The organism is Curtobacterium sp. 314Chir4.1 (assembly GCF_900215175.1).
Taxonomy (GTDB): Bacteria; Actinomycetota; Actinomycetes; order Actinomycetales; family Microbacteriaceae; genus Curtobacterium; species Curtobacterium pusillum_A.
Window position 1 is genome coordinate 585,292 of record NZ_OCMI01000003.1, and the last position, 24,950, is coordinate 610,241.

26 protein-coding genes are annotated in these 24,950 nt (G+C 71.4%); 12 read left to right on the forward strand and 14 right to left on the reverse strand.

Annotated elements, in window-relative coordinates; translation table 11 throughout:
• Positions 1-86: 86 nt before the first annotated feature.
• Complete coding sequence (locus CRP27_RS11710; protein WP_097180813.1) at positions 87-830, reverse strand: TetR/AcrR family transcriptional regulator; 744 nt, start codon at positions 828-830, stop codon at positions 87-89.
• A 125-nt stretch (positions 831-955) separates the two neighbouring features.
• On the opposite strand from CRP27_RS11710, the gene CRP27_RS11715 reads away from it, so the two are divergent.
• A complete protein-coding gene (locus tag CRP27_RS11715) occupies positions 956-1,879 on the forward strand; it encodes an NAD-dependent epimerase/dehydratase family protein (protein WP_097180814.1) in 924 nt (307 codons plus the stop codon).
• A 58-nt stretch (positions 1,880-1,937) separates the two neighbouring features.
• On the opposite strand, the gene CRP27_RS11720 is transcribed toward CRP27_RS11715, so the two are convergent.
• The 3 genes from CRP27_RS11720 to CRP27_RS11730 all read right to left on the reverse strand — a co-directional run bounded on the left by CRP27_RS11720 (position 1,938) and on the right by CRP27_RS11730 (position 5,919).
• The gene (locus CRP27_RS11720; protein ID WP_176505574.1) at positions 1,938-3,251 is read right to left on the reverse strand and encodes a fibronectin type III domain-containing protein; all 1,314 of its coding nucleotides are present in this window, start codon (positions 3,249-3,251) and stop codon (positions 1,938-1,940) included.
• Positions 3,252-3,528: 277 nt separating this feature from the next.
• On the reverse strand, positions 3,529-5,328 hold the full coding sequence (locus CRP27_RS11725; protein WP_097180816.1) for a DEAD/DEAH box helicase: 1,800 nt from the start codon (positions 5,326-5,328) through the stop codon (positions 3,529-3,531).
• Positions 5,329-5,442: 114 nt separating this feature from the next.
• Positions 5,443-5,919 (reverse strand): MarR family winged helix-turn-helix transcriptional regulator, encoded by a 477-nt coding sequence (locus CRP27_RS11730; RefSeq protein ID WP_158521911.1) that lies wholly within the window; start codon positions 5,917-5,919, stop codon positions 5,443-5,445.
• Positions 5,920-6,028: 109 nt separating this feature from the next.
• On the opposite strand from CRP27_RS11730, the gene CRP27_RS11735 reads away from it, so the two are divergent.
• Positions 6,029-8,110, forward strand: a complete 2,082-nt coding sequence (locus CRP27_RS11735) for an MDR family MFS transporter (protein WP_176505575.1) — start codon at positions 6,029-6,031, stop codon at positions 8,108-8,110.
• Between the two features lie 70 nt (positions 8,111-8,180).
• Positions 8,181-8,771 carry a TetR/AcrR family transcriptional regulator gene (locus CRP27_RS11740; RefSeq protein WP_097180819.1) on the forward strand — a complete coding sequence of 197 codons (591 nt, stop codon included), beginning with the start codon at positions 8,181-8,183 and terminating at the stop codon, positions 8,769-8,771.
• A gap of 192 nt (positions 8,772-8,963) precedes the next feature.
• Here CRP27_RS11740 and CRP27_RS11745 read toward each other — a convergent pair whose 3' ends face one another.
• Entirely contained in the window at positions 8,964-9,824 is an 861-nt protein-coding gene (locus CRP27_RS11745) for an SDR family NAD(P)-dependent oxidoreductase (protein ID WP_097180820.1), read from the reverse strand.
• 94 nt (positions 9,825-9,918) lie between these two features.
• On the opposite strand from CRP27_RS11745, the gene CRP27_RS11750 reads away from it, so the two are divergent.
• Positions 9,919-10,485, forward strand: coding sequence for a TetR family transcriptional regulator (locus CRP27_RS11750; RefSeq protein ID WP_097180821.1), 567 nt, complete (start codon positions 9,919-9,921; stop codon positions 10,483-10,485).
• Between the two features lie 7 nt (positions 10,486-10,492).
• Here the strand turns inward: CRP27_RS11750 and CRP27_RS11755 are convergent, their stop codons facing one another.
• Complete coding sequence (locus tag CRP27_RS11755) at positions 10,493-11,257, reverse strand: SDR family NAD(P)-dependent oxidoreductase (RefSeq protein WP_097180822.1); 765 nt, start codon at positions 11,255-11,257, stop codon at positions 10,493-10,495.
• Positions 11,258-11,325: 68 nt separating this feature from the next.
• Between CRP27_RS11755 and CRP27_RS11760 the strand changes: the two genes are divergently transcribed.
• Positions 11,326-11,904, forward strand: a complete 579-nt coding sequence (locus CRP27_RS11760; RefSeq protein WP_097180823.1) for a TetR family transcriptional regulator — start codon at positions 11,326-11,328, stop codon at positions 11,902-11,904.
• A gap of 64 nt (positions 11,905-11,968) precedes the next feature.
• Here the strand turns inward: CRP27_RS11760 and CRP27_RS11765 are convergent, their stop codons facing one another.
• Positions 11,969-12,913 carry an aldo/keto reductase gene (locus CRP27_RS11765; protein WP_097180824.1) on the reverse strand — a complete coding sequence of 315 codons (945 nt, stop codon included), beginning with the start codon at positions 12,911-12,913 and terminating at the stop codon, positions 11,969-11,971.
• A gap of 108 nt (positions 12,914-13,021) precedes the next feature.
• On the opposite strand from CRP27_RS11765, the gene CRP27_RS11770 reads away from it, so the two are divergent.
• From CRP27_RS11770 to CRP27_RS11780, 3 genes are read left to right on the forward strand one after another with little or no spacing between them, the layout of a single operon-like run.
• A complete protein-coding gene (locus CRP27_RS11770; protein ID WP_255257557.1) occupies positions 13,022-13,612 on the forward strand; it encodes a TetR family transcriptional regulator in 591 nt (196 codons plus the stop codon).
• Between the two features lie 17 nt (positions 13,613-13,629).
• On the forward strand, positions 13,630-14,043 hold the full coding sequence (locus tag CRP27_RS11775) for a VOC family protein (RefSeq protein WP_097180826.1): 414 nt from the start codon (positions 13,630-13,632) through the stop codon (positions 14,041-14,043).
• A complete protein-coding gene (locus CRP27_RS11780) occupies positions 14,040-14,435 on the forward strand; it encodes an arsenate reductase ArsC (protein WP_097180827.1) in 396 nt (131 codons plus the stop codon). Before CRP27_RS11775 ends, CRP27_RS11780 begins: the two co-directional genes overlap by 4 nt.
• A 28-nt stretch (positions 14,436-14,463) precedes the next feature.
• On the opposite strand, the gene CRP27_RS11785 is transcribed toward CRP27_RS11780, so the two are convergent.
• On the reverse strand, positions 14,464-14,733 hold the full coding sequence (locus CRP27_RS11785; RefSeq protein ID WP_097180828.1) for a hypothetical protein: 270 nt from the start codon (positions 14,731-14,733) through the stop codon (positions 14,464-14,466).
• Positions 14,734-14,784: 51 nt separating this feature from the next.
• Between CRP27_RS11785 and CRP27_RS11790 the strand changes: the two genes are divergently transcribed.
• Positions 14,785-15,222 (forward strand): VOC family protein, encoded by a 438-nt coding sequence (locus CRP27_RS11790; protein ID WP_097180829.1) that lies wholly within the window; start codon positions 14,785-14,787, stop codon positions 15,220-15,222.
• A 6-nt stretch (positions 15,223-15,228) separates the two neighbouring features.
• Here the strand turns inward: CRP27_RS11790 and CRP27_RS11795 are convergent, their stop codons facing one another.
• Positions 15,229-16,182: a manganese catalase family protein gene (locus tag CRP27_RS11795; RefSeq protein ID WP_097180830.1), complete on the reverse strand. Its 954-nt coding sequence runs from the start codon at positions 16,180-16,182 to the stop codon at positions 15,229-15,231.
• A gap of 121 nt (positions 16,183-16,303) precedes the next feature.
• Between CRP27_RS11795 and CRP27_RS11800 the strand changes: the two genes are divergently transcribed.
• The 3 genes from CRP27_RS11800 to CRP27_RS11810 all read left to right on the forward strand — a co-directional run bounded on the left by CRP27_RS11800 (position 16,304) and on the right by CRP27_RS11810 (position 18,774).
• On the forward strand, positions 16,304-16,864 hold the full coding sequence (locus CRP27_RS11800; RefSeq protein WP_255257558.1) for a GNAT family N-acetyltransferase: 561 nt from the start codon (positions 16,304-16,306) through the stop codon (positions 16,862-16,864).
• A gap of 68 nt (positions 16,865-16,932) precedes the next feature.
• Positions 16,933-17,886: a helix-turn-helix domain-containing protein gene (locus tag CRP27_RS11805; RefSeq protein WP_101686009.1), complete on the forward strand. Its 954-nt coding sequence runs from the start codon at positions 16,933-16,935 to the stop codon at positions 17,884-17,886.
• A 9-nt stretch (positions 17,887-17,895) separates the two neighbouring features.
• On the forward strand, positions 17,896-18,774 hold the full coding sequence (locus CRP27_RS11810; RefSeq protein WP_097180832.1) for a DUF808 domain-containing protein: 879 nt from the start codon (positions 17,896-17,898) through the stop codon (positions 18,772-18,774).
• A gap of 111 nt (positions 18,775-18,885) precedes the next feature.
• Here the strand turns inward: CRP27_RS11810 and CRP27_RS11815 are convergent, their stop codons facing one another.
• From CRP27_RS11815 to CRP27_RS11835, 5 genes are all read right to left on the reverse strand, one after another.
• A complete protein-coding gene (locus CRP27_RS11815) occupies positions 18,886-20,838 on the reverse strand; it encodes a potassium transporter Kup (RefSeq protein ID WP_255257559.1) in 1,953 nt (650 codons plus the stop codon).
• Positions 20,839-20,926: 88 nt separating this feature from the next.
• Positions 20,927-21,814, reverse strand: coding sequence for a serine hydrolase (locus CRP27_RS11820; RefSeq protein WP_097180833.1), 888 nt, complete (start codon positions 21,812-21,814; stop codon positions 20,927-20,929).
• Between the two features lie 279 nt (positions 21,815-22,093).
• The gene (locus CRP27_RS11825; RefSeq protein ID WP_097180834.1) at positions 22,094-22,489 is read right to left on the reverse strand and encodes a hypothetical protein; all 396 of its coding nucleotides are present in this window, start codon (positions 22,487-22,489) and stop codon (positions 22,094-22,096) included.
• 108 nt (positions 22,490-22,597) lie between these two features.
• The gene (locus CRP27_RS11830; RefSeq protein WP_255257560.1) at positions 22,598-23,821 is read right to left on the reverse strand and encodes a Gfo/Idh/MocA family protein; all 1,224 of its coding nucleotides are present in this window, start codon (positions 23,819-23,821) and stop codon (positions 22,598-22,600) included.
• Positions 23,822-23,915: 94 nt separating this feature from the next.
• Positions 23,916-24,947, reverse strand: coding sequence for a LacI family DNA-binding transcriptional regulator (locus tag CRP27_RS11835; protein ID WP_176505576.1), 1,032 nt, complete (start codon positions 24,945-24,947; stop codon positions 23,916-23,918).
• Positions 24,948-24,950: the final 3 nt, after the last annotated feature.

Here is a 24,950-nt window from a genome sequence, read left to right on the forward strand (position 1 = left end):
TGACCGTCGGGTGCGATCCGGGCGTAGCGACCTGTCTACCGCAGGACGGGGTCGTTCGTCAGTCTCGCGCCCCGATCTGGGGACGGTCAGCCGAACTCGGCGGCGAACCCGAGGTCGTCGGCGAGCCGGGCGATGACCTCGTCGAAGTAGGCGGCGCCGTCCGACACCGAGCCGACGTAGTGCCCGAACAGCTCGAACGAGATCACTCCGAACACCGTCGTCCACGCCATCAGGGTGCGGAGGAGGACCTCCTCCGGCAGGTCCAGGCCGAACGCGTGCAGCGAGGCCACACCGTCGGCGACCGCAGCGCCGACCACCCCGGGAGCCGCCGTGGGCGGAAGCGGTGATCCGTGCCTCCCGGCAGACGCGGGCGCAAACGCGTACGCACCCTGCGCGTCCGCCACCACCCGGACGATCGTGAGCGTCGTCCTGGACGCCGGCTCGACCGTCTCGCGCGGTGCGGCGTACCCGGGGACCGGCGATCCGAACAGCAGCGCGAAGTCCCCGGGGTGCGCGAGCGACCACGTGCGGATCGCGCGGCACACGGCGACCCAGCGGGCTCCGGCACGCGGGCCGGCGGCCGCGTCCGCGGCCTCGACCGCGGCGCCGAGTTCGTCGTAGTCGGCGATGAGCAGCGCGGTGAGCAGGTCGTCCCGGCTCGGGAAGTAGCGGTAGACCGCGGACGACACCATGCCGACGTCGCGGGCGACCGCACGCAGGCTCAGCTGGGTCGGCCCCTCGTCGGTGAGCCGGGCCCGCGCGGCCGCGAGGATGCTGGCGTGCACGCTCTCACGAGCGAGTTCGCGTGCGGTCGGTGCCCGGTCTGCCATCCCCCCACCCTGCCATGAGAGAGCACTGCACACAAATGAGAGCAGTGCTCTTGCGAATGTCGCCGGAGCGGTGCATGCTGATTTCCGAGAGCACCGCTCTCGCAAACCGACGAAAGCAGGAAGTCATGTCGCAGCACCACGTCGTCATCGGCGCCGGCCCCGTGGGCCGTCACGTCGCCGCCCTCCTCGCCGAGCGTGGCGACCGCGTCACGGTCGCCACGCGATCGGGTCGGGACACCGGCCTGGAGGCAGTGGGTCACGTCGCCCTCGACGCCTCCGACGCCGACGCGCTCACGCGGGCGACCGAGGGAGCCGCAGTCCTCTACAACTGCGCCAACCCGGGGAACTACACGCAGTGGGAGCAGACCTGGCCGCCGCTCGCCGCCTCCCTGCTCACGGCGGCCGAACGGACCGGGGCGGTGTACGCGATCACCGGGAACCTCTACCCGTACGGCCCCGTCGACGGGCCGATGCGGCCCGACCTGCCCGACGCCGCGACCGACCACAAGGGCGTCCTCCGCGCACGGCTCTGGGCGGACGCCCTCGCCGCGCACGACGCCGGACGGCTCCGCGCCGTCGAGGTCCGCGCCTCGGACTACGTCGGCCCCGGCATCGGCGAGAACGGGCACATCACCCGCGTGCTGCCAGCCGCACTCCAGGGCAAGGCGGTGTCGATGATCGGCCGGACCGACCTGGCGCACACCTTCACGGACGTGCTCGACGTCGCCCGGATGCTCGTCGCCGCGGCGGAGGACCCGAGTGCGCACGGGCGCACCTGGATGGTGCCGAGCAACGCGCCGCGGTCGCAGCAGCAGGCCCTCACCGAGGTCCTGGCGGCGGCGGGCAAGCCCCCGGTCACGGTCCGACGACTGCCCGCGGGGATGCTCCGCGCGATGGGACTCGTCTCGCCGATGATGCGCGAGATCGCCCAGATGAGCTACCAGTGGACGGCCCCGTACGTGGTCGACGACACCGAGACCCGGGCGTACTTCGGCATCGAGCCGACGCCGTGGGACGAGGTGTGCCGCCGCACGGCTGCGGGTGTGTAGCGGACTGGAGGCACGGGGCGGGCCCGCACCGCGCCTCCAGTCAGCACGGCGGTCGCCGCTAGATCACCAGCAACCGCGACCACTGCGCCGTCGACAGCCGCTGCGCGGCCCCGCCGGCGGCGGGGATCCGCCAGAGCCCGGACTCCGCGTCCACGAACAGGTCACCAGCGGTGTCGGCAGCGCCGAGCCACAGTCCGTTCGGCCGTGCCAGCACTCCGCTGGTCGCGACGTCCTTCGTCGCACCTGATGCGTCCTGCGACCAGAGGTGCGTCACCGTGTGGTCGGCGACGCAGGGGTTCGGCGGCCACTGCTCGGCGATCGCGGCGCACCACTCGGCCGACTGCCCGAGGACCAGCGAGCTGTCGTTCGTCGCGCTGTACTGGTACGCCAGCCGGGTGTCCACCTGCTGCAGGGTCGACGACCCCGCCGCGAGCGACCACCAGCCGTAGTAGAAACTCCCGCCGAACGCGCGGTAGCTGACGTAGAGCGTGCCCTTCCCGTCGGCGAGGAGCCCGGCGAAGTACCCGATCGGGGTGCCGTTGGCGGCTGCCACCGTCCGGGTCCGCACGGTGCCCTGCGGCGACGCGGTCACCACGGTGCCCCCGTTGCTCGTGGTCGTGAACGCCGAGACGGTGCCGTCGCGACCGACCGTCCACGCGGTGCCACTCGACGGCAGCACGGTCGTCACGGACCCGCCCTTGAGGCCGAGCTTCGTGATCGCGCCCGACACCGAGTCGACCCAGTACAGGTTGCCGGCGACGTCCGAGCGCAGGTCCGGGGTCAGGTGCAGGCCGGTCGCGAGCACCCGCGCGGCACCGCCGCCTGCCGGGTGGAGCAGGATCGCGGTGCGGTCGGTCGAGGGCACGAACACGTTGCCGACGTCGTCCGCGGTGTAGCCGGCACCGGCGGTGGTCACCGTGCGGGGAGCGGCCGTGCCCGACGCCGGGTAGCGCACCAGTGCACCGGCGCCGTCCAGGGCGAAGAGGGACTGCGCGACCGTCGTGCTGCGCGGTGCCGTGTACCGGACACGCACCTCGGGTCCGGTGCCGCGCGAGGTCGTCGCCCGCACCGAGAACGAGTAGGTCACGCCGGCACGGATCCAACCGAAGCGGTCCGAGCGGGCGCTCGCGGGCAGCCGGTCCACGCCGTGTGCGGGCTGGTTCGTGTTCGGCGAGACGGTGACCCGCCACCCGGTGGGCGTCGCGCCGGACCGTGGTGGACTCCAGGTCACGGCGGCACCGTCGCCGGACCCGCTGACCTGCACGGACGTCGGCGCTCCCGGGAGCCTCGACGACGGAGCCGCCACTGCGGGCGTCACTCCCCCGATCACCAGCGCCGCGGTGGCCGCGACGGTGAGTACTGCTCTGTACACGATCGATCCCCTGTCGTCCCCGCGGCATCCCTGCGCCGCGGCTGCAGGAATTGCACCACCGCGAGGAGACTCCGGGGCGATCGGGCGCGGATCGTGCGGTCCGTCCGGTCGATCTGGCGCGAGACCGCAACGTGCGGTTCTTCCCAGAACGATCGCGATGACAAGGGGAAACGGGCGTACCTGGTCGAAAGAATCGACCAGGTACGCCCGTTTCGACCAGGTACGCCCGTTTCCGTCAGGTACGTCGGCGCGCGCGTACGCCCGCGCCCGCGCCGCCTCAGTACCGCGGCTTGCGCGGCCCGCGGTCGTCGCGGTCGAACCGACGCGCACCGCCACCGCCACCGCCACCACGGCGGTCCGGCTTGATCTCGATGAGCTTCCCGCTGATCCGGGTGTCCGTCAGACGGTCGAGCACGCCGCCGTCCATGTCGGCCGGCAGCTCCACGATCGAGAAGTCCGGACGGATCTGGATCGCGCCGAAGTCGTCGCGGCGCAGACCACCCTCGTTGGCGAGCGCGCCGACGATCTGGCGCGGCTCGACACGGTGGCGACGGCCGACCTCGATGCGGTACGCGGTCATCGGCTGCGTCCGGCGCGGACCACGGTCGGCCCGGTCGGCCCGGTCGCCGCGGTCCCCCCGTGCGCCACGGTCGTCGTCGCGGTCACGGCGGTCACCCCGGCGCTGGTCACGGTCGACCTGGTTGCGGAGCGCGTCCGACGCGGGGTCGAGCAGGAGCGGGTCGTCGCCCTGCGCCACGACCGCGAGTGCCGCTGCGACGTCGTCGGCCGGCACGTCGTGGTGCTCGACGTAGTGGGCGATGATGTCGCGGAACGCCGTGATCCGGTCCTGCTGCTCGAGCGCCGCGGTGATGGCGTCGTCGAAGCGGGTCAGGCGCGTCTCGTTGACGTCCTCGATCGTCGGGAGCTGCATCTGCGTGAGCGGCTGCTTGGTGTGCCGCTCGATCGCGGACAGCAGGCGACGCTCGCGCGGCGTGACGAAGCTGATCGAGTCGCCCTTGCGGCCGGCGCGACCGGTGCGGCCGATGCGGTGCACGTAGGACTCGATGTCGACGGGGATGTCGAAGTTCACGACGTGCGTGATGCGGTCGACGTCGAGCCCGCGGGCGGCGACGTCGGTGGCGACGAGGATGTCGAGCTTGCCGGACTTCAGCTGGTTGACCGTGCGCTCACGCTGGGCCTGCGCGACGTCACCACTGATGGCCGCTGCGGCGTAGCCACGGGCGCGGAGCTTCTCGGCGAGGGTCTCGGTCTCGCTCTTCGTGCGGACGAAGACGATCATGCCCTCGAAGTCCTCGACCTCGAGGATGCGGGTGAGCGCGTCCACCTTCTGCGGGTACGACACCATGAGGTACCGCTGCGTGATGTTCGCGGCGGTCTTCGTCTTCGTCTTGACCGTGATCTCGGCCGGGTCGGTGAGGTACTGCTGCGAGATGCGGCGGATCTGGGCCGGCATCGTCGCGGAGAACAGCGCGACCTGCTTGTCGTCCGGCGTCTCGGCGAGGATCGTCTCGACGTCCTCGGCGAAGCCCATCTTGAGCATCTCGTCGGCCTCGTCGAGCACGAGGTACTTCAGCTCCGACAGGTCGAGCGTGCCCTTGGCGATGTGGTCCATGATGCGACCGGGCGTGCCGACGACGACGTCGACACCGCGGCGCAGGGCCGAGAGCTGGACGCCGTACGCCTGGCCGCCGTAGACGGGCAGGACGTGCACGTGCTTCATGTGGGAGGCGAACTGCTCGAACGCCTCGCAGACCTGCAGCGCGAGTTCGCGGGTCGGGGACAGCACGAGCGCCTGCGGCACCTTGCTGCCCGACTCCATGCGGGACAGGATCGGCAGCGCGAACGCCGCGGTCTTGCCGGTTCCGGTCTGCGCGAGGCCGACGACGTCGCGTCCCTCGAGCAGCGTCGGGATGGTGGCCTCCTGGATGGCGGAGGGGGTCTCGTAGCCGATGTCCTTGACGGCCTTGAGCACCGGGTCGCTCAGGCCGAGGTCGGCGAAGGTCACCACGGGCCCCTCGTCGGCGGTCTCGGTGGTGGTGGCGGTGTCCGTGCTCATGCGCAAACGGTATCTCGAATACGGCGTCAGCAGTGACGGACTGGAGGAACGGGGCGGGCCCGCACCGCGCCTCCAGGCCGTCTCGTGGGCACCTGCAGGGCGTGGGCCGCGTGCTCAGGCCGGGTCGCGTCGCGCCGTCGCGCCGACCCCGAGGACCGCGTCCGCGCGGTCGTTGAGGCGCGCGAGCAGCCCCGCGAGGGTGTGCAGCTCCCCCGTCGCGAACGCCTGGGTGAGGTCGTCGAAGACCTCGGCGCCGGCGACGTCGAGCGTGTCGAGGAGCGTGCGCCCGGCGGGGGCGATCGACACGAGGCTGGCGCGTCCGTCGGCCGGATCGGGCTCGGTGCCGAGGTAGCCGGACTCCACGAGGGACGCGACGCGGCGGCTGATCACGGGCCGCGACAGCCCGGTGGCGTCGGCGATGGCCATCGAGCGCACCGCACCGAAGTGGTCCACCGCACGGAGGATCACACGCGCCGTCGGGTCGAGTCCCCCGCGCGACTCGATGAGCGACGCCCGGAGCGTCTGCCGGACCCAGAGTCGGTCGAGCTGGGCGCGCAGCAGTCGCTCGGCATCGTCCCGTTCCGCGGTCACGCAGTCAGCGTAGTGGCCGCATTTAGTTGCTTGCTGGAAGCAATGGATGTATCGTTGCGCGGTCTGCAAACTTTCACAGCAGGAAACACAGCACGAAGCAAGGAGTTCGATGACCGCCACCGCACCCGTCCCGGTGCAGCACGGCCGACGCGCAGCAGGGGTCCCCACGACCTCCGGTGCCTCCGGCCAGCAGCCGCTGATGACCCACCGCCAGATCCTCCTCGTGATCTACGGGCTGATGGCGGGCATGTTCCTGTCGTCCCTCGGTCAGACGGTGTTCGGCACGGCGATCCGGACGATCGGTGACGACCTGCACGGCCTCGACCAGCAGGCCTGGGTGACGACCGCGTACCTCATCACCTCGACCATCGCCACGCCCATCTACGGCAAGCTCTCCGACATCTTCGGCCGCCGTCCGCTGTACATCTTCGGCATCGTCGTGTTCATCCTCGGCGCCGTGCTCTCGTCGATGTCCACGTCGATGCTCATGCTCGCCGGCTTCCGCGCCGTGCAGGGCATCGGTGCCGGTGCGCTGATGTCGCTGCCGCTCGCGATCATGGGCGACATCCTCGCTCCGCGTGAGCGTGCCAAGTACCAGGGCTACTTCCTGGCCGTGTTCGGCATCTCGTCCGTGATCGGCCCGCTCATCGGCGGCCTGCTCGCCGGTTCCTCCGAGATCCTGTGGATCACCGGCTGGCGCTGGGTCCTGCTCATCAACGTGCCGATCGGCATCGCCGCCCTCGTCATGGTGCTCGTCTTCCTGCACCTGCCGAAGGTGCACAGCGCCGACGACGCGAAGCCGAAGGTCGACTGGTGGGGCGCCACCGCCGTCATCGCGACGCTCGTGCCGCTGCTGCTCGTCGCCGAACAGGGCCGCACCTGGGGATGGGGCTCGCCCGCGGCCATCGCCTGCTACGTCATCGGTGTCGTGGGGCTCATCGCCCTGCTCGTCATCGAGTCGAAGATGGGCGACGCGGCGATCATCCCGCTCAAGCTCTTCCGCTCCGGCACGTTCTCGATGGCGACCGTCATCGGCTTCCTGGTCGGCTTCGCGATGTTCGGCGCCATGCTGACCATCCCCCTGTACCTGCAGATCGTCGTCGGCCTGACCCCGACCGAGTCCGGGTTCGCGACGCTGCCCCTCGTCGGTGGCCTGATGATCGCCTCGATCACCTCCGGTCAGATCGTCGCCCGGGTCGGCCGCTACCGGATCTTCCCGGTGATCGGCACGGCGCTGGTGTCCTCCGGCTACGTCGTCCTGACGTTCATGAGCATCGACAAGCCGCTCTGGTTCCTGATGATCGGCATGTTCCTCATCGGTCTCGGGCTCGGTTCGGTCATGCAGTCGCTGACCCTGGCGTCGCAGGGCTCGGTCGAGGCCCGGGACATGGGCGTCGCCACGTCGTCCGCCACGTTCTTCCGCCAGATCGGTGGGACGCTCGGCACCGCGGTGCTGCTGTCGATCCTGTTCTCGGTGATGCCGTCGAACATCCTGCACGCCACCGCGGACCGGACCGACCTGCGCTCCGCCCTCGACGCGGCGACGAACCCGACCGTGGCCACCGCCTCCGAGAACCGCGGCGTCATGGAGAAGATCTGGTCGCCGATCGTCACGCCGCTCGAGCAGAACGTGCAGTCCTCGCTCGACGACGTCACCGCCCAGGTGCGCCAGTCGACCGCCAGCGCCCCCGCGACCGTGCAGGACGCAGCCCTCGCCGCCGCAGCCGACAAGGCGCACGCGTCCGTGCAGGACGGCACGCTCGTCGTCGACTGGTCGGACGCGTCCCAGCGCACCTACTGGGTCGGCGAGCTGACCCCGGCCGTCGCGAAGCAGGTCTCCGACGGCAGCGGTTCGGGGAACAGCACGATCAGCACGAACGACACCTCGTTCCTGACCGGCGCCGACACCCGGCTGACGCGTCCGTTCATGGCGGGCTTCAACGCCTCGTCGGTGACGATCTACTGGGTCGGCCTCGGCGTGATCCTGCTCGCCTTCGTCCTCACCTGGTTCTTCCGGGTGCCGCCGCTCCGCCAGCGTTCGGCGCTGCAGGAGCGCGCCGACGCCGCCGGGTCCGGTGCTGCCGGCCCGTCACCCGAGGACGAGCTCGAGGCATCGGCCGGCCTGGCCGTCGCCGAGGCCGGGTCCTTCACGGGCCCGATGACCGGATCCACACCGACGCAGCGTCGGTGACCGACCGGGGCGTCCGTCCGCTGTCCCCCTTCGTGGACGGGCGCCCCACCCACCACCACCAGGAGTCCACGTGACCACCACCCCGGCAGCGACTTCGGCGACGGAGCCGTGCACGCTGCGTGAACGCAAGAAGCAGCAGACCCGCCAGGCGCTGCACGACGCCGCGCTGACCCTCGTGTCAGCCAACGGCCTCGACGGCGTCACCGTCGAGCAGATCTGCGCCGACGCCGACGTGTCGCCCCGGACCTTCTTCAACTACTTCACGTCGAAGGCGCACGCCGCGCTCGGCCTCGACACCGTCGAGGTCCCGGAGGCCGCCGCGACCTGGTTCGCCGCCGCCGACGGACGCCTGGTCGACGACCTGTGCCGCCTGGTCGCGCGGGCCGTGCCGCTGTCGCAGGACCGCCGCCGGATGAAGGAGCTGCTCGTGCTCCGGCCGGAGATGACCCCGATGGTGATGCAGTGGATGGCCGAGTCGCGGCAGTCGCTCCTCGCCACCGTGGGTACCCGGACCGACGAGCGGACCGCGCGGACGGCGGTCGCCCTGGTCATGTCGGCCCTGACCGAGGTCGCGCACCGCGAGACCGTGCGCAGCACCGAGGAGCTCGCCACCCGGCTGCGTGCCGTGGTGGGCGAGATGGGTGCGCTCGCCTCCGCCTGAGCTTGTCGCGCTGGGCGCGGGCTCCGCTGCGGAACGACTTCGTCGATGTCGTACGACGTCGGCTTTGTCGTCCGTTGTGGGCGCGCGCTGTTGCGCACGCGGGCGGGCGACAGGTCCGGTGTCGTACGACGTCGGACTCGTCGTTCCGCGTCGGCGTCCACTCCCGTCGACCACCCGACGGGCGCGCGCTCGTCAGGCGTGCGCGAGCGGGTCCAGCTGCTCGGCCGTCGCGTCCGCTGCGGCCGTCGACCGGCTGAGCGCCTCCCACCGCTCGTCCTCGGCGAGGAGCGCACGACCCGCGGCGGTGGCGATGCCGTACGCGTCGGGGCCGACGAGCAGGCGGAGCGGCGGCTCGTCCATCGCGACCACCTCGAGCACGAGCTGCGCGACGAGGTCCGGGTCGCTCGCTCCGACGCTCGTGCCGCCGTGCATGCGGGCGGAGGCACCGACGGTCGCCGCGTACTCGGGGCGCACCGGAGCGACCCGCATCGACGAGCCGGCCCAGTCCGTGCGCATCCCACCCGGTTCGAGGACCGTGACGCGGACCCCGAGCGGCGCGACCTCGGCAGCGAGCACGGAGGAGAACCCGCCCACCGCCCACTTCGCGGTCTGGTACGCGCCGAGGCCCGGGGTGGCCAGCCGTCCGCCGACGGACGACACCTGCACGATGTGTCCGTTCCCCTGCTCCCGCATGACCGGCAGTGCGGCCTGCGTCAGGGTCACCACGCCGAAGAGGTTCGTCTCCACCTGGGCACGGAAGTCGTCCGGGTCGACGTCCTCGATGCTCGCCAGGTTCGCGTACCCGGCGTTGTTCACGAGCACGTCGAGACGGCCGAACCGCTCGACGGCAGTCCGGACGGCGGAGCGGGCGGCACCGGCGTCGGTGACGTCGAGCGCGACGGGCACGAGGGCCGCACCCTCGGGGACGGTGACGTCGTCGAGGGCGTGGAGGTCACGCACCCCGGCGACGACCTGGTGGCCGGCGGCGAGCGCGGCGGTGACGATCGAGCGACCGAGGCCCCGCGAGGCGCCGGTGACGAGGAAGACGGACATGGTGTTCCTAACTGACTAGTTGGTTGACTAGTGCCATGGAACACCCGCTGCGCTCGGTTGTCAACCGTTCGGTTGATAGCATGCCGTCGTGCCCATGCCCCGTGATGCCGACGCCACCCGCGCCCGCCTGCTGCTCGCCGCGCGCGACGAGTTCGCCGCCGTGGGCATCGCCGGTGCCCGCGTCGACCGGATCGCCGCCGCGGCCGCGAGCAACAAGGCGCAGATCTACCACTACTTCGGCAGCAAGGACGGCCTGTTCGACGCGGTCTTCGACGCCATGGTGGCGGAGACCCTCGACGAGGTCACGATCGACCCGGACGACCTGGCGGAGTACGCCGGACGCCTCCACGACTCCTACGTGCGTCGACCGTGGGTGCAGCGACTGGCGACCTGGTACCGGCTCGAGCGGGGCGACTCCGACCACCCGATCGACGCGGTGGTCCGCAGCAACGCCGGGAAGCTCCGGGCGATCGAGGCAGCCCAGCGCGACGGCCGACTGTCCTCGACGTTCTCGCCGGCGGAGCTCCTCGGCGTCGTCATCCACACCGCCGCGCTCTGGAGCGGCGCCACCCCGGAGTACGCCCGACTGACCGACGAGGTCGGGGCGGCCCGTCGACGCACGGTCGTCGTCGCGACGGTCGCCGCCGTCCTCCGCGCCTGATCCGCCGTCAGACCACCGACCAGCCACCGTCGCTCGGCAGCACCGCGCCGTTCACGTTCGCCGAGTCATCGCTGAGCAGCCAGGTGATCGCGGCCGCCAGCTGCTCCGGCTGCGCGACCGGCGGGATGGCGATCTGCATGATCGGACCGACCCGGCCCGCCGCGTACTCGCTGCGCATCGGCGCCTCGATGTTCGTGGCGACCGCTCCCGGCGCGACCGCGTTGGCGCGGATGCCCTGCGGACCGTGGAAGAACGCGACGCTCTTCGTGAACCCGGCGATCGCGTGCTTCGACGCCGTGTACGCGGCACCGGCGGCCGAGGCCCGGAGCGCGGCCTCGGACGCCACGTTCACGACGGCACCCCGACCGGCGGCGATCATCAGCGGCAGGACCGCTCGCGTGAGGCGCATCGGCCCGGTGACGTTCACGCTGAACACGCGGTCCCAGGTGGCGTCGTCGACCTCGCTCGGCGGCAGGAACGCATCCATGATGCCGGCGACGTTCGCGAGCCCGTCGACCCGCTCACCGGCCGCGGCGACCAGGGCGTCGATCGTGTCGGCGGCCGCGACGTCCCCGACCACGGTCTCGACTGCGCCGGGGAGGCCGGTCAGCTCGGCCCGCAGCGCGTCGAGCCGCTCGGCGACGACGTCGGTCGCGATCACGCGTCCGCCCTCGTTCGCGATCCGCGTCGCCGTGGCGCGTCCGATGCCGGAGCCCGCTCCGGTGACGATGATGGTCCTGCCGGTGAACCGTCCGGCGGTGGTGTCGGTCATGTCGTCTCCTCACTGAGAGGCGCTCGATGCGCCATGCTGGTTATAGCACTCAGTGCCGAAAGGAATCCATGAGCTCGACGAGCGACCGTCAGACCGGCCGCCCACGAACGATCGACCCGGCTGCGGTCTCGCTCGTCGCACTGCGGCTGTTCGACGAGCAGGGCTTCGACGCGGTGTCGATGGACGACGTCGCGACGGCCGCCGGGATCAGCCGTCGATCGCTGTTCCGACTGTTCCCCAGCAAGGCGGCGCTCGTGTGGGGCGGCCTCGACGAGTTCGCGGTCCGGTTCACCGACGAACTCCGGGTGCGACCCGCCTCCGAGTCCGCCTGGGTCGCACTCCGCGCGGCCTACCGGGTCGGGGCGACCTTCCCGGAGGGCACCGTCGAGGTCACCCGGCACCGGCTCCGGGTGATCCGGGCCAACCCGTCGCTCGAGCGCGGCGGCGAGGCGGCGTCGAACGCCCTCACGGGCGTCATCGAGCGGTTCGTCGCGGAACGCGACGGTGGGACGGTCGACGACCTGACCACGACCGTGCGGGCGCACGCCCTCGCCGCGGCGGCGAGCGCCGCGCTCACCTGGTGGGCGCTGCACGGGGACGGGCGCCCGGAGGACGTCGTGGACGAGGCCCTGGGCCTGTTCCACTGACGGACTGGAGGCACGTGGCGGCGCCGCGACGCGCCTCCAGTCCGTCACCGGGTGACCACCTCGATCAGTTGTTGCGGATGCGCTTGCCGCGCACGTCGCGGGACAGCGCGTCGATGCGTGCGAGGTCGTCCGCCGTCAGGACGACGTCCGCCGCCGCGACGTTGTCCGCGACGCGGACCGGGTTCTTCGAACCCGGGATCGGGACGATGTCGTTCCGCTGCGCGAGGATCCACGCGAGGGACAGCTGCGCGAGCGAGATACCCCGCTCGGCTGCGATCCCCGACAGTCCCTCGGCCACGACGACGTTCTGGTCGAAGTGCTCGGCGGCCCACCACTCGAGGATGTGCCGGATGTCGTCCTCCGGGTAGTCCGAGCGCGGGCGGACAGCCCCGCTGAGGAACCCGCGGGCGAGCGGTGAGTACGCGACGAGACCGATGCCGAGCTCGTCGACGACGGGGAAGAGCTCCTCGGACTCCCGCGCGAAGACGGAGTACTCCGTCTGGAACACCGAGATCGGGTGCACGGCGTGGGCGCGGCGGATGTTCTCGCCGTCGGTGTTGGACAGCCCGAGGTACTTGACCTTGCCGGCCTGCACGAACTCCTGCATGACGCCGACGACGTCCTCGATCGGCACGGCGGGGTCGTGCACGTGCTGGTACAGGAGGTCGATCGAGTCGGTGCCGAGGTTGGTGAGGCTCCGGTCGACGACCTCCCGGATGTGCTCGGGGCGGGAGTCCGGCTTCCAGTCGTCGGTGGTGAACCCGAACTTCGTCGCGATGGTGACCTCGTCACGGATCGGGGCGAGCGCTGCGCCGAGCAACCGCTCGCCGTCACCCCAGCCGTACATCTCCGCCGTGTCGAAGTGGGTGACCCCGAGCTCGTGGGCGCGGCGGATCGCGGCGATCGACTCCGTGTCGTCGGTCGGGCCGTACGCGAAGACCGTGCCCATCGCGCCGTAGCCGATCGAGCCGGCCGCGAGGCCCTGCGTTCCGAGGGTGCGCTGCTGCATCGTGTCGTCCTTTCGTCGTGGTGTGTGACGTGCAGATGACACTGTACGCCGTTTCTGTCAGTCTCTGACAACTTCGGCATGAAGCGTCGCTCGCGGTACGCTGTGGACGTGAGCGAGACGAACGTGCGGAGCGGCCTGCGGGACATCACCCGCGAGGCCGTGCGGTCCCGCATCGCCGCGGTCGCGGTCGCCCGCTTCGACGAACAGGGCTTCGACGCCGTCACCGTCGAGCAGATCGCCGCCGAGGTCGGCATCTCGGCGCGCAGCTTCCACCGCTACTTCCCGGCGAAGGAGGACGCCGTCATCGGCGACCCCGGCCGGCACCGCGGTGCCCTCGCCGCAGCGTTCGAGGAGCGTCCCGCGACCGAGCCCGTGTGGGAGTCCCTGCGCGAGGCCTTCGCCGGGATGATGGTCCGCGCCGACGAGGACGTCGAGTACGGCCGCCGGTCGGTCCGGGTGATGATGTCGACGCCCTCGTTGCGGGCCCGGAACCTCGAGAAGCACCTGGCGTGGGCCGAAGTCCTCACGCCGCTCGTGGCCGCCCGGCTCGGTACCGCCGACGCCGAGCTCCGTGCCGCCGTCCTCGTGCAGGCGTCCCTCGGGTGCTTCGACGTCGCGATCACGCGGTGGTCCGTCACCGACGAACCGGCCCCGGCGCTGCTGCGTCGGACCTTCGACACACTCCGCGACGCCGTCTGAGCGGGTACGGTGCGGGCATGAACGTCAGCGGGCCCTCCCCCTACTTCCTCCTCGACGGCACCGCGCGCGCCGCGCTCGACCGGTGGCAGCGCGTGTTCGGCGGCGAGGTGCGGATCGCGACGTTCGCGGACTTCTCGCGCGACGACGGACCCGCCGACGCGGTCGCGCACGGCCAGCTCACCGGCGGGCTGCAGCTCTTCGCGGCCGACGCCGGCACCGACGACACCGCCTTCACCTCGACCGGGCTGATGTTCTCGCTGCTCGGAGCAGCGGAGCCCGACGTCCTGCGCGGGTGGTTCGACGAGCTCGCCACCGACGGAACGGTCGTCGAACCGCTCCAGGAACGCCCCTGGGGCGACTGGGACGGCACGGTGCGGGACGTCTTTGGCGTCACGTGGCTGATCGGCTTCGAAGCGTCGGCGCTGGCGTGAGCGAACGACCGACCGTCCTGTTCGTGTGCGTGCACAACGCCGGACGATCACAGATGGCCGCGGGGTACCTGCAGCACCTCGGCGGCGACCGCGTCCGCGTGTACTCGGCGGGCAGCGAACCGGCCGACCGGGTCAACGCGGTCGCCGTGCAGGCCATGGCCGAGGACGGCATCGACATCGGCGGGGCGGAACCCGCCGTGCTCGAGACGGACACCGTGCGGGAGTCCGACGTCGTCATCACCATGGGGTGTGGAGACGCCTGCCCGGTCTTCCCCGGCAAGCGCTACGAGGACTGGGTGCTCGACGACCCGGCCGGGATGCCGATCGAGGACGTCCGGCCGATCCGCGACGCGATCCGTTCCCGGGTCGAGGGCCTGCTCGCCTCGCTGTGACGCGACGCGACGCGACGCGACGCCAGGCCTACCGCGCGTCGATCGGCAGCAGCGGGGCCCAGTAGGCGTCCGGCCCGTCGGACACAACGGCCTCGGGCTCGAACCGGAAGCCGTAGTCGCGCACGAAGTCGAGCGCGGCGGCCTGCTCGCCGGCGGCATCGTCGTCCGCGGCGTCGAAGAGGTACTCGCCGTGCCCCATCCGGACACCGGAGTCGCTGATCACCGTGAGGTCCCAGCGCCCCTCCTCGGCACGCTCGATCCGGACGACGGCGGCCTGGGAAGCGGTGAAGTCAGCCATGCCGCGAGCATACGGAGGACAGCTGCGCGTCGCTCAGCCTAGGGTGGCGCCATGACGGCGACGGTGCGGCAGGTGCAGGTGACGTTCGACTGTGCGGAACCCGAGCGGGTGGCACGGTTCTGGTGCGAGGTGCTCGGCTACGTCGTGCCACCGCCACCGCCCGGGTTCGACTCGTGGGACGCGTTCGACCAGTCGCTGCCGCCCGAGCACCGGGGGTCCGCGTTCGCGTGCGTCGACCCGACCGGCGCCGGCCCGCGGCTGTTCTTCCAGCGCGTGCCGGAGGGCAAGGTCGTGAAGAACCGCGTGCACCTGGACGTCCGCGTCGGCACCGGCATGGTCGGCGACGAACGACTCGCTGCCCTCGACGCCGAGAGCGACCGGCTCGTCGCCCTCGGGGCCACGCAGTTCCGCCGGATGCTCGCGGACGAGGTCAACGAGTCGTGCATCGTCATGCAGGACGTCGAGGGCAACGAGTTCTGCCTCGACTGATCCCGGTCAGGCGACCGGGCCGTACAGCGGCGCCTCGGCCTGGTCGAGCTCGAGTTCCGCGGTCTGCTGGATGAGCGCGAGGAGATCGGCGTCGAGTCCCGGCGCGAACTCCTCGAGCCGCTCCGGCGCGTTGAACGACGGCACCCCGACGGGCGCCTGCTCGGTCGCGGAGAGGTCGGTGCCGTCCTTCGACGGGGACGCCCCGCGGAAGATCTTCGCCGCCTCGGACGCACCGTCGAGGTCGAAGCTGTACTGCTTGCTCTGCAGGCCGAGGTCGACGAGTTGCTTGACCTCCGGGAACCGCTCCGCGTTGGTCTTCGGGATCGGCAACAGCGTCTTCCAGTCGACGCCGAGTGCTTCGAGCGCCTTCGCGTAGGCGTTCTCGTGCGCCTGGTCGCGGACGATCAGGTACGCGATGGTGCCACGTGCGGTGGGGTTGTCGGTCATCTCGTAGATGCGGCACTTCTGCAGGCGGCCGGTCGACTCGAGCATGAGGTTGTAGAGCAGGTCGAGCGGCAGGTTGCCGGAGTTGTAGACGTAGCTGCCGCTCCACGGGTTGCCGGCCGCGTCGACGGGCAACGCGCCCTGGGCTCCGACGAGGTAGTGGTGGATGTTGCCCGTGTCGAGGGCGATGTTCAGCGGCGTCGCACCCTTCGCACCCGGCTTGTCCACCGGGTCGGTGACCTTGCCGGAGTAGCCGGGAGCGCCGTCGAGCAGGCGGGAGATCGTCGTCCCGATGAGCTCGACGTGGCTGATCTCCTCGGTCCCGACGCCCTGGATGAGGTCCCGGAAGGGCTTCGCCGCCGGCCCACGGAAGTTCATCGCCTGGAAGAGGTACTGCATCATCGTGCGCATCTCGCCGAACTGGCCGCCGAGGCCCTCCTGCAGGGCGTTCGCTGCTGCGGGGTCCGGCTCGCCGTCGGCGATCTCGTTGATCCAGGTCTGTGCGTGGAAGTACATGGAGCCTGCTTGCTGTCGAGCGGCTGGTCACCGCTGACCTCACCGTCCTCGGGGACGACTGGCAGCCCGCACGGTTCAGCCGGCAAGCGCAGTGGGCGCGACACCTGGGTAGCGTCGAGGCATGCAGACGCCGGCGTCGATGCCCCCGTGCCTCAGGACGGCCCGGCTGGTCCTGGACGGCTGGTCGGACGGCGACGCCGAGTGGTACGCGGAACTCGTCGGCGAACGGAGTGCCGCTGCCGCTCGTCGGGGCGAACCACCGACGCCGCGGACCGCCGGTCGCCCGGACCGCGACGCGGCCGCGGCCTCCGTCCGTTCCCTCGCCACCACGATCGGCACGCCGCTGCCGCTCTACCCGGTCCGACTGGCCGCGTCGGGGGCACCCCTGGGGTACTGCGGACTCGTGGTCGGCCGGTCGACTCCCGACGAGCCGGAGCTCGCGTACGAGTTCCTCGAGGCAGCGCACGGGCACGGTCACGTCACCGAGGCCGCGACCGCCGTCGTCGCAGCGGCACGGTCCGTCGGGTACACCCGGCTGTGGGCGACGATCCGGGCGTGGAACGCACCGTCGTTCCGGGTCGCCGCGCGGCTCGGGTTCGTCCACGACCCCGCTGCGACCACTGCCCACCCGGAGCCCGACGACGGCCGTGGAGCACAGACCTGGAACCGCCTCGACCTCTGAGCCGTCCCGCGGAGTGGGGGTCCGCTCCGCACCGAGATGGACGACACTGGACGGGTATGCAGCCAGCAGTGACGCCGATCCACGTCGATCGTCGGGGTTCCCTCGTCGACGACGCCGTCGCACTGTACGAGCGTGCGTACGCCAGCCGGGACATCCACATCGGCGAGACCGCCCGGGACGGGTTCGCCTACCGCTTCCGAGCCGTCGGCGACCAGGACGTCACCATGGGGACCTCGGACGTCGCGGCACACCGCTGGGGCACGATCTCGCCCGGCACCGACTACGTCCTCGTGTGGGCGACCTCGCCCGGCATGACCATCGACACCGACTCCCGCGACCCCGTCCAGCTGCTGCCGGGCATCCCCGTGATGTACCCGGCCGGCCGCGAGTTCCGCTTCGACGGACTCCCGTCCGGGCAGCACTCGGTGCGCTTCGGCGGCGCGTTCCTCGAGTCGATCGCGGCAGCTCGGCGCGGCGACGACGAGCCGCGGCAGCTCGCGTTCCGCGACGCGCTCGGGGTGGACGCGCTGCGTCCGCTCCGCAGCCGGATCGGGGAAGCCGCACCGCGCCTCCTGGACCCGTCGACCCCCGCGGCGGACCGGGCCCGGTGGAACCAGTCCATCGCGGACGCCGTCGCCGCCGCGTTCGACGCGACCCCCGCACGAGCACCGACGGCGGCCGTCGGCTCGTCGACGATCCGCTTCGCCAAGGAGTGGATGGTCGCGAACGCCCGTCGACCGCTCACCGTCGCCGAGGTGAGCGCGGCCGCCGGGGTGAGCGCGCGGGGCCTGCAGGCGGCATTCCAGCGGCACGTGGGCGTGCGGCCGATGCAGTTCCTGCGGGAGGCCCGACTGCACGGCGTCCGGTCGGACCTGCTTGCCGCTGACCCCGACGAGACGACCGTCGCCGAGATCGCCCTGTCGTGGGGGTTCCACCACCTCGGCAGGTTCTCCGGCTACTACGCCGACGTGTACGGCGAGCCGCCGTCCGAGACCCTCCGTGGGCGACACGTCCGCCGCTAGGGTGAGCGCATGTCAGTCGGTCTGCTCGCCATCGTCGACGACGTGCTCTCCGCAGCGCTGAAGGCCAGTGCCAAGACGGCGGGTGTCGTCATCGACGACGCAGCGGTCACCCCGCAGTACGTCCAGGGGCTCACCCCCGCTCGCGAACTGCCGGTCGTCGGCCGGATCGCGCTCGGCAGCCTCTTCAACAAGTTCGTCATCATCATCCCGCTGGCGCTGCTGCTGTCGGCGTTCGCGCCGTGGGTGCTGCCGTGGCTGCTGCTCATCGGTGGCACCTACCTGTGCTTCGAGGGTGCTGAGAAGGTCACGGAGTGGTTCGGCCACCACTACACCACCGGAGACGAGCCGTCCGCCGACGAGGGCAAGCTGGTGTTCGGGGCCATCCGGACGGACCTCATCCTGAGCACCGAGATCATGCTCATCGCGCTCGCGAGCCTCGACCCGGACCTCGGGACCTGGCTCACGCTCGGCGCGCTGATCGTCATCGGGCTCGGCATGACCGCGCTGGTCTACGGCGCCGTCGCCCTGCTCGTCAAGGTCGACGACATCGGCCTGCAGATGATGAAGAACCCCGTCAGACGGACCCGACGCACCGGGGCGCGGATCGTGCTCGCGATGCCGACGGTCTTCCGGGTGATCAGCGTCGTCGGCACGGTCGCGATGCTCTGGGTCGGCGGACACCTCGTCATCGCGAACCTGGCGGAGACGTTCTGGCACGGGCCGTACGACCTGTTGCACGTCGTCGAGCACGCGATCGAGGCCACCGGCCCCGTCGTCACGTGGATCGTCGACACGGCGATCTCGGCGGTGTTCGGACTGGTGCTCGGGCTCGTGGTCGTCGCGGTCGTGCTCGGTGTGGGCCGGCTGCGCCGAGGCGCAGCCCACTGACGCGGCTTCGTCGAGCCAGGTCGACCCGCGTTCGCGACGTGACCCGGTGACGGACTGGAGGCACGTGCCGGCCCCGCCCCGCGCCTCCCGTCCGACAGCCCGTGGGCGTCGTCAGATCTCGACGTCGCTGCCCATCGTCACCGTGCGGTGGGCCGGCAGGCCGAACCGCGCTGCCGGGTCGGCCGCGTTGTGCGCGAGCCCGACGAACAGCTTCTTCCGCCACCCGACCATGCCGTGGTGCCCCGGCGTCGGCCGGAGCGCGCCGCGGGAGATGAAGTACGACGCGTGCTCCATCTCGTCCGGGTCGATGTCGAGCACCTCGGCCAGGCACGCGGCGTGCAGGGCCTTCGGCAGGTCCTGGTCGTCCGAGAACCCGAACTTGATGGTGATGTGGTCGATGCCGTCGTCCTCGTACCCGAGGTCGTCGCGGAAGAACGCCCGCGCGTGCGGCACGTGCGGCACGTTGGCGGTGAGGACGGACACGATGAGCACGGTCCGGTGCAGCACGTGGTTGTGGTCGACGTTGGCGCGGAGGGCGAGCGGGGTGGTCTCCTTGTTCGGGTGCGGGAACACCGCGACACCGGGCACGCGCGGGACGTGGTCCTCGTTGACGCGCTCGATGAAGTCGGCGAGCGAGCCCTCCCGCTCCTTGCGTTCCTCCTGCACGAGCGCCCGACCGCGGCGCCACGTCGTCATGACCGTGATCACCGCGAGCGCGATGAGGAGCGGGACCCACCCGCCGTGGACGATCTTCGACAGGTTGCCGGCCAGGAACGTCAGCTCGAGACCGCCGAAGGCCACCGCGGCGAGCACGAGCTTCCACGGCTTCCACTTCCAGAGCGGCCGCACGACGAGCAGCAGCAGGAGCGTGTCGACCACGAGCGCCCCGGTCACGGACACCCCGTACGCGGTGGCGAGGTTCGCCGAGGACCGGAACGCGAGCATGATCGCCAGCACGCCGATGAACAGCAGGAGGTTCACGGCCGGCAGGTAGATCTGCCCGCTCTCCCGCCGCGAGGTCTGGCGGATCGTCAGTGGTGGCAGCAGCCCGAGCTGCACGGCCTGGCGGGTGAGCGAGAACGCGCCGGAGATCACGGCCTGGCTCGCGATCACCGTCGCCATCGTCGCGAGCACCACCACCGGCAGCCGGAGCGCGTCCGGGAACAGCAGGAAGAACGGGTCCTTCGCGGCCGACGGGTCGCGGAGCACGAGGGAGGCCTGGCCGAGGTAGTTCAGCACGAGCGCCGGGAACACGACGAAGAACCAGGCGCGGAGGATGGCCGGTCGGCCGAAGTGCCCCATGTCGGCGTAGAGGGCCTCGGCACCGGTGATCACCAGGACGACGGCACCCATCGCCACGAACGTGATGTACGGGTGCGCGAACGTGAAGGCGATCGCCCACGTCGGCGACAGCCCCTGCAGGACCCCGGGGTGGGCGATGATGTGCGGCACCCCGGCGGCAGCGATGACCACGAACCAGAGCAGCATCACGGGGCCGAACAGGTTTCCGACCTTGCCGGTGCCGAACCGCTGGGCGGCGAACAGCAGCACGAGGATGACCGCTGCGATCGGCACGATCAGGTGTCCGACCGCGGGTGCTGCGGTGCCGAGGCCCTCGACGGCGGACAGCACCGAGACCGCGGGCGTGATCACCGAGTCGCCGTAGAAGAGCGAGACGCCGACGATCCCGATGACGAGGAAGATCACCGCGCCGCCGCGGCGCTTCGCGTAGAGCCGGCGGGCGAGTGCGGCGAGGGCCATCACGCCGCCCTCGCCGTCGTTGTCGGCGCGCATGAGGACGAGGACGTACTTGATCGAGACGATGATCGTGATGCTCCAGAACATCATCGAGATCACGCCGTAGACGTCCTCCTGGTTGGCCTTCACGATGCCGTCGTCGATCGTGAACACCGTCCGGAGTGCGTACAGCGGACTCGTGCCGATGTCGCCGAACACCACCCCGAGGGCCGCGAGGGCGAGCACGGCGGCGCCCTTCTTGACCGTGCCGTGGCCGCCGTCGTCGGCGGTCTCGGTCGTCGGTGTCTCGGAGCGGGTCTCGGTCACGCTCGTCACTTCCGTCTCCGGCCGTCCGGGCGACGGCCGCCGCTCATCCTCGCACCGCCGACCTCGTCACGCTCGCAGCGCGCGCACATCATGCAGGAGTCGCGGGGCGCTGCCGTTCCAGTTCGTCGGCGACGTCCGCTGCGAACGCGTCCGCGCCGAAGTGGTCGTCGGCCGTGACGGTGACCACGGCGTCGCCGTCGAACAGCAGCATCTGCCCGTACGCGCCGTGCAGCCGCCAGAGCCGCCCGGGTCCGCCCCAACCGGCCATCGCGAAGCGCTCGTAGCCCGGGCCGGTCCCCTCGCGCTCGACCCAGTCGGTGTGCATGGCGTCGCACCACCGAGCGCCGACGATGCGCCGACCGTCGACCACCCCGCGATCGCGGACGAGCTGTCCGAGTCGGGCGAGCTCATCGGTCCGGAGCGCCAGGCCCTCACCGGCGGCGACGAACCCGTTCGGGCAGCGCTTCCAGGCGACGTCCTGGATGCCGAGCGGGTCGAACAGTCGTCGGGACACGTACTCCCCCACGTCACCGATCCGCGTCGCGAGCACCCGCATCGCCGTGTACGTGCTCGCGTTCGCGTACTGGAACACCCGCCCGTGGGAGGGCCGTCCGAGGAACTCCGCAGCCAGGTCCGGCCAGTCCGTCAGCTCCGTCTCGGACCACGGCATGTCCACGCCGCTCGTCATCGTGAGGAGGTGCCGGAGGGTCACCGCGTCGGTCCCCGCGCCGAACGTCCGGTCGGGCAGGTACGACGCGACCGGTTCGTCGACGTCGACGAGTCCGTCGTCCGCGGCCATCCCGGTGGCGAGGACGCAGACGCCCTTCGCGACGGAGTGGACCTTACGTCGGACGTCGGGCGACCAGTGGTGCTCGGCGACGTCGTCGCCGACGCGCACGTGCAGTCCGTGGGCACCGAACCCGGTCTCGTCGACACGGCGGACGAGGGCGTCGAGGATCGTCTGCGCGGAGCTCACGCCCCATCTTCTCGCGCCGCGCGCCGCGCGCCGCACGCGGTCGGCGGTCGGCGAGGGCGCCGGCCCGACTCGCGGCCCCCTGGCGCACGCGAAAGCGACAGATCTCAGCTGAACTTCGGCGGGAATCTGTCGCATTGGCGGCATCGACGGATCGACACGACGACGGGCTGTCGCTTCGGCGGGATGGTCACGACCACAGACGGACTGGAGGCGCGGTGCCAGCTGGCACCGCGCCTCCAGTCCGTCACCCGGTCGCGTCCGCGAGCCGGGCGGACGTCGTCAGCGACGGCGGAAGTAGCCGTTCGCGCCACCGACGAACATCAGGATGGTCGCGATGATCACCGCGACGCCACCGATCCAGCCGAAGGCGTTGCCACCCGAGGCCGCGCCCACGCCGACCCCGATGACCTGCAGGATCGCGAGGACCAGCAGGACGATGCGTGCCCAGTTCCGGCCGTCGCGCATCTTGAAGACGATGATGAGCTCGATCACGGCGAGGATGAAGGCGAAGATCGCGCCGCCGACGAGCGGGGCGGTGCCGACGCTCTCCGCGGCGGACGATCCACCGCCGGACACCAGGCTGATGATCCCCTGGAGGATGTTGGCGAGGACCACCACCAGCCAGATGACGAACGAGACGGTGACGGAGGTCGGGCGACCTGTCGTGCTTGCCATGTGCTGCTCCTTCTGACCTGGTCGCGTTCAGCGACCTTTCCGCCAACGTACAGCGTTGTCGGAGGCTTGTCCGGATGTCCGTTCTGCGCTGGCTCGGTCGCAGCTCGCTCAGTCGCTGGTCGCGCGGATGTTGGCCGTGGTCCCTGGCTCGGCAGGCAGGTCGACCCACTGGCCGGAGGCGGCAGACTGCTCGGCGGCGCTGAGCACCCGCGCCGAGGTCACGGCGTCGTGGATGTTGGAGCCGGTCGCCTCGCCACCGGTCGCTGCGGTGAGGAACTTCGCCGCCTCGATGACCTTGAGGTCGTCGTAGCCCATGCTCGTGCCGGAGCTCGGCTGGAACCGCGAGTAGTCGGGGAAGTACCCGTCAGCGAAGGCGCGGGTGTACCCGACGTGCTGCCCCGTGCGAGCGAGGGCGACCTCGAGCTCGTTGAGGCGCTCGAAGTCCCAGCGGAGCGAGCCCTCGGTGCCGAAGATCTCGAACGCGTACTCCGACCGGGGACCGACCGCGATGCGGGACGCCTCGAGGTTGCCGATCGCGCCGGCGCCGACCGCCGACTCGTCGAACCGGACGAGCATGGTCGCGTAGTCCTCGTTCTCGACGGGCAGGAGCGTGCCCTCGTCCGGCGTGCCCGGCAGACCCGGGCGCTCGGTGAGGTACGTGCCGGTCGCAGCCGAGATCGAGCCGATCGGGCCGAGGACGTAGTGCATGAGGTCGACGAGGTGCCCCATCAGGTCACCGAGGACACCGCTGCCCGAGGTCGCGCGGACGAAGCGCCAGGTCAGGGGGTCCTGCGGGTTCGACGAGAACCCGCCGAAGAACCGGCCGCGGACGTTCGTGATCCGGCCGAGCGCACCGTCGAGGACGAGCTGGCGAGCGTGCTGCACGGCGGGGACGTGCCGGTAGTTGAACCCGATCGTGGTCGCGACTCCGGCAGCATCTGCTGCTGCTGCGACGGCCTCGGTCTCCCCGGCGCCGCGGCCGACCGGCTTCTCGATCCAGAAGGGCTTGCCGGCCCGGGCTGCCGCGATCCCGATCTCGGCGTGCAGCGAGTTCGGCGCGCAGATCGAGACGACGTCGACCTCGGGGTCGGCCAGGACCTCGCGGTAGTCCGAGACCACCTTCTCGTAGCCGAGGACGCTCTTCGCGTAGTCCTGCCCCGCTGGTGCCACGTCCGCCGCCGCGACGAGGCGGGGGCGGATGCCCAGCTCCGGGTACAGGAGCGGGAGGAGGGCGTACGAGCGGGAGTGGAGCCGCCCCATCCAGCCGACGCTGATGAGCCCCACACCGACGGTGCGGGGGGCGCTGTTCGTGGACGCGTCGTTCTCGGGCACAGGGGGCTCCTTTGCTTCCCGAAGAGATTTTGAACCGGTCCAAAATCTTGGACCGGTTCAATGTACGGTGGAGCTCACGGGGATGTCAACAGGCTCAGCGCACGGCGGGCACCGAGGACGCGCGGACCCGCAGCGTCGGCGCGACCAGGACCTCGCCCGGGTCGTCGTCGGAGAGCAGCACCTCGGCGGCACGGCGTCCGATCGTCGCGTTGTCGGGGTCGACCGAGGTGAGCTCGACCGCCCCGAGCGCCGCCAGGTACGAGTTGTCGTACCCGGTCACGGCGACCTGCCCAGTGCGCCCTCGCTGCCGAACGGCCGCGATCACGCCGATCGCCGCCAGGTCGTTGACCGCCGTGATGGCGGTGGGCGGTTCAGCGCGGTCGAGCAACTCCCCCGCGGCGCGGAACCCTGCGGCCTCGGAGAAGTCACTCTCGGCGAGCAGCGTCCCGTCGAGCCCGTGCTCCCCCATCGCCGCCGCGAACGCGCTGGCACGCCCGGAGGCGACTCGACCACCGGCACCGCCGACGTGGCCGATCCGCCGGTGCCCGAGCCCGGTCAGGTGCTCGACGACGAGCCGCATCCCGACCTCGTCGTCGCCGCGCACGGTGGCCGCCCCGGCCAGTCGCTCCGGGCGCGCGCTGGCGATCACGATCCGGGCGGAGCCCATCGCCTCGACGACGCGGTCCGTGCTCGGCAGCGATCCGACGACGATCACGCCGGACGGCTGCAGGTCGCCGAGCATCGCGACGGCCTCGACGTCGAGCTCCGGTCCGGCCGACGGGTCAACACCGTCGGGCAGGACGGCGCTCGTCATGAGTCCGAGCCGCCCGTGCGCGGCCAGCTCGCTCCGTGCTGCGTCGACGACCTCCGCGAGCACCGGGTTCCGGGAGCCGGCGACGAGGATGCCGACGAAGTCGTCCCGCAGGCCGTTCAGGGAACGCGCGACGCGGTTCGGCCGGAAGCCGAGGGCCTCGGCTGCGTCGAGGATGCGGGCGAGGCGCTGCGGGCTCACCGACTCCGGCGAGCTGAACGCCAGGGACACGAGGGACTTCGAGACCCCGGCGCGTCCGGCGACGTCCCGCATGGTCGCACGGCGTACGAGCGCCTCGGATCCGTCGCCAGCCATGGA

Coding starts and splice junctions, on each gene's coding strand:
- CRP27_RS11795 (WP_097180830.1), bottom strand. CDS start 16,182: ATGTACTTCCACGCACAGACCTGGATCAACGAGATCGCCGACGGCGAG.
- CRP27_RS11755 (WP_097180822.1), bottom strand. CDS start 11,257: ATGACCGACACCACCGCCGGACGGTTCACCGGCAGGACCATCATCGTC.
- CRP27_RS11775 (WP_097180826.1), top strand. CDS start 13,630: ATGAACGTCAGCGGGCCCTCCCCCTACTTCCTCCTCGACGGCACCGCG.
- CRP27_RS11745 (WP_097180820.1), bottom strand. CDS start 9,824: ATGTCCGTCTTCCTCGTCACCGGCGCCTCGCGGGGCCTCGGTCGCTCG.
- CRP27_RS11810 (WP_097180832.1), top strand. CDS start 17,896: ATGTCAGTCGGTCTGCTCGCCATCGTCGACGACGTGCTCTCCGCAGCG.
- CRP27_RS11765 (WP_097180824.1), bottom strand. CDS start 12,913: ATGCAGCAGCGCACCCTCGGAACGCAGGGCCTCGCGGCCGGCTCGATC.
- CRP27_RS11835 (WP_176505576.1), bottom strand. CDS start 24,947: ATGGCTGGCGACGGATCCGAGGCGCTCGTACGCCGTGCGACCATGCGG.
- CRP27_RS11790 (WP_097180829.1), top strand. CDS start 14,785: ATGACGGCGACGGTGCGGCAGGTGCAGGTGACGTTCGACTGTGCGGAA.
- CRP27_RS11760 (WP_097180823.1), top strand. CDS start 11,326: ATGAGCTCGACGAGCGACCGTCAGACCGGCCGCCCACGAACGATCGAC.
- CRP27_RS11735 (WP_176505575.1), top strand. CDS start 6,029: ATGACCGCCACCGCACCCGTCCCGGTGCAGCACGGCCGACGCGCAGCA.
- CRP27_RS11750 (WP_097180821.1), top strand. CDS start 9,919: ATGCCCCGTGATGCCGACGCCACCCGCGCCCGCCTGCTGCTCGCCGCG.
- CRP27_RS11825 (WP_097180834.1), bottom strand. CDS start 22,489: ATGGCAAGCACGACAGGTCGCCCGACCTCCGTCACCGTCTCGTTCGTC.
- CRP27_RS11715 (WP_097180814.1), top strand. CDS start 956: ATGTCGCAGCACCACGTCGTCATCGGCGCCGGCCCCGTGGGCCGTCAC.
- CRP27_RS11725 (WP_097180816.1), bottom strand. CDS start 5,328: ATGAGCACGGACACCGCCACCACCACCGAGACCGCCGACGAGGGGCCC.
- CRP27_RS11710 (WP_097180813.1), bottom strand. CDS start 830: ATGGCAGACCGGGCACCGACCGCACGCGAACTCGCTCGTGAGAGCGTG.
- CRP27_RS11800 (WP_255257558.1), top strand. CDS start 16,304: ATGCAGACGCCGGCGTCGATGCCCCCGTGCCTCAGGACGGCCCGGCTG.
- CRP27_RS11785 (WP_097180828.1), bottom strand. CDS start 14,733: ATGGCTGACTTCACCGCTTCCCAGGCCGCCGTCGTCCGGATCGAGCGT.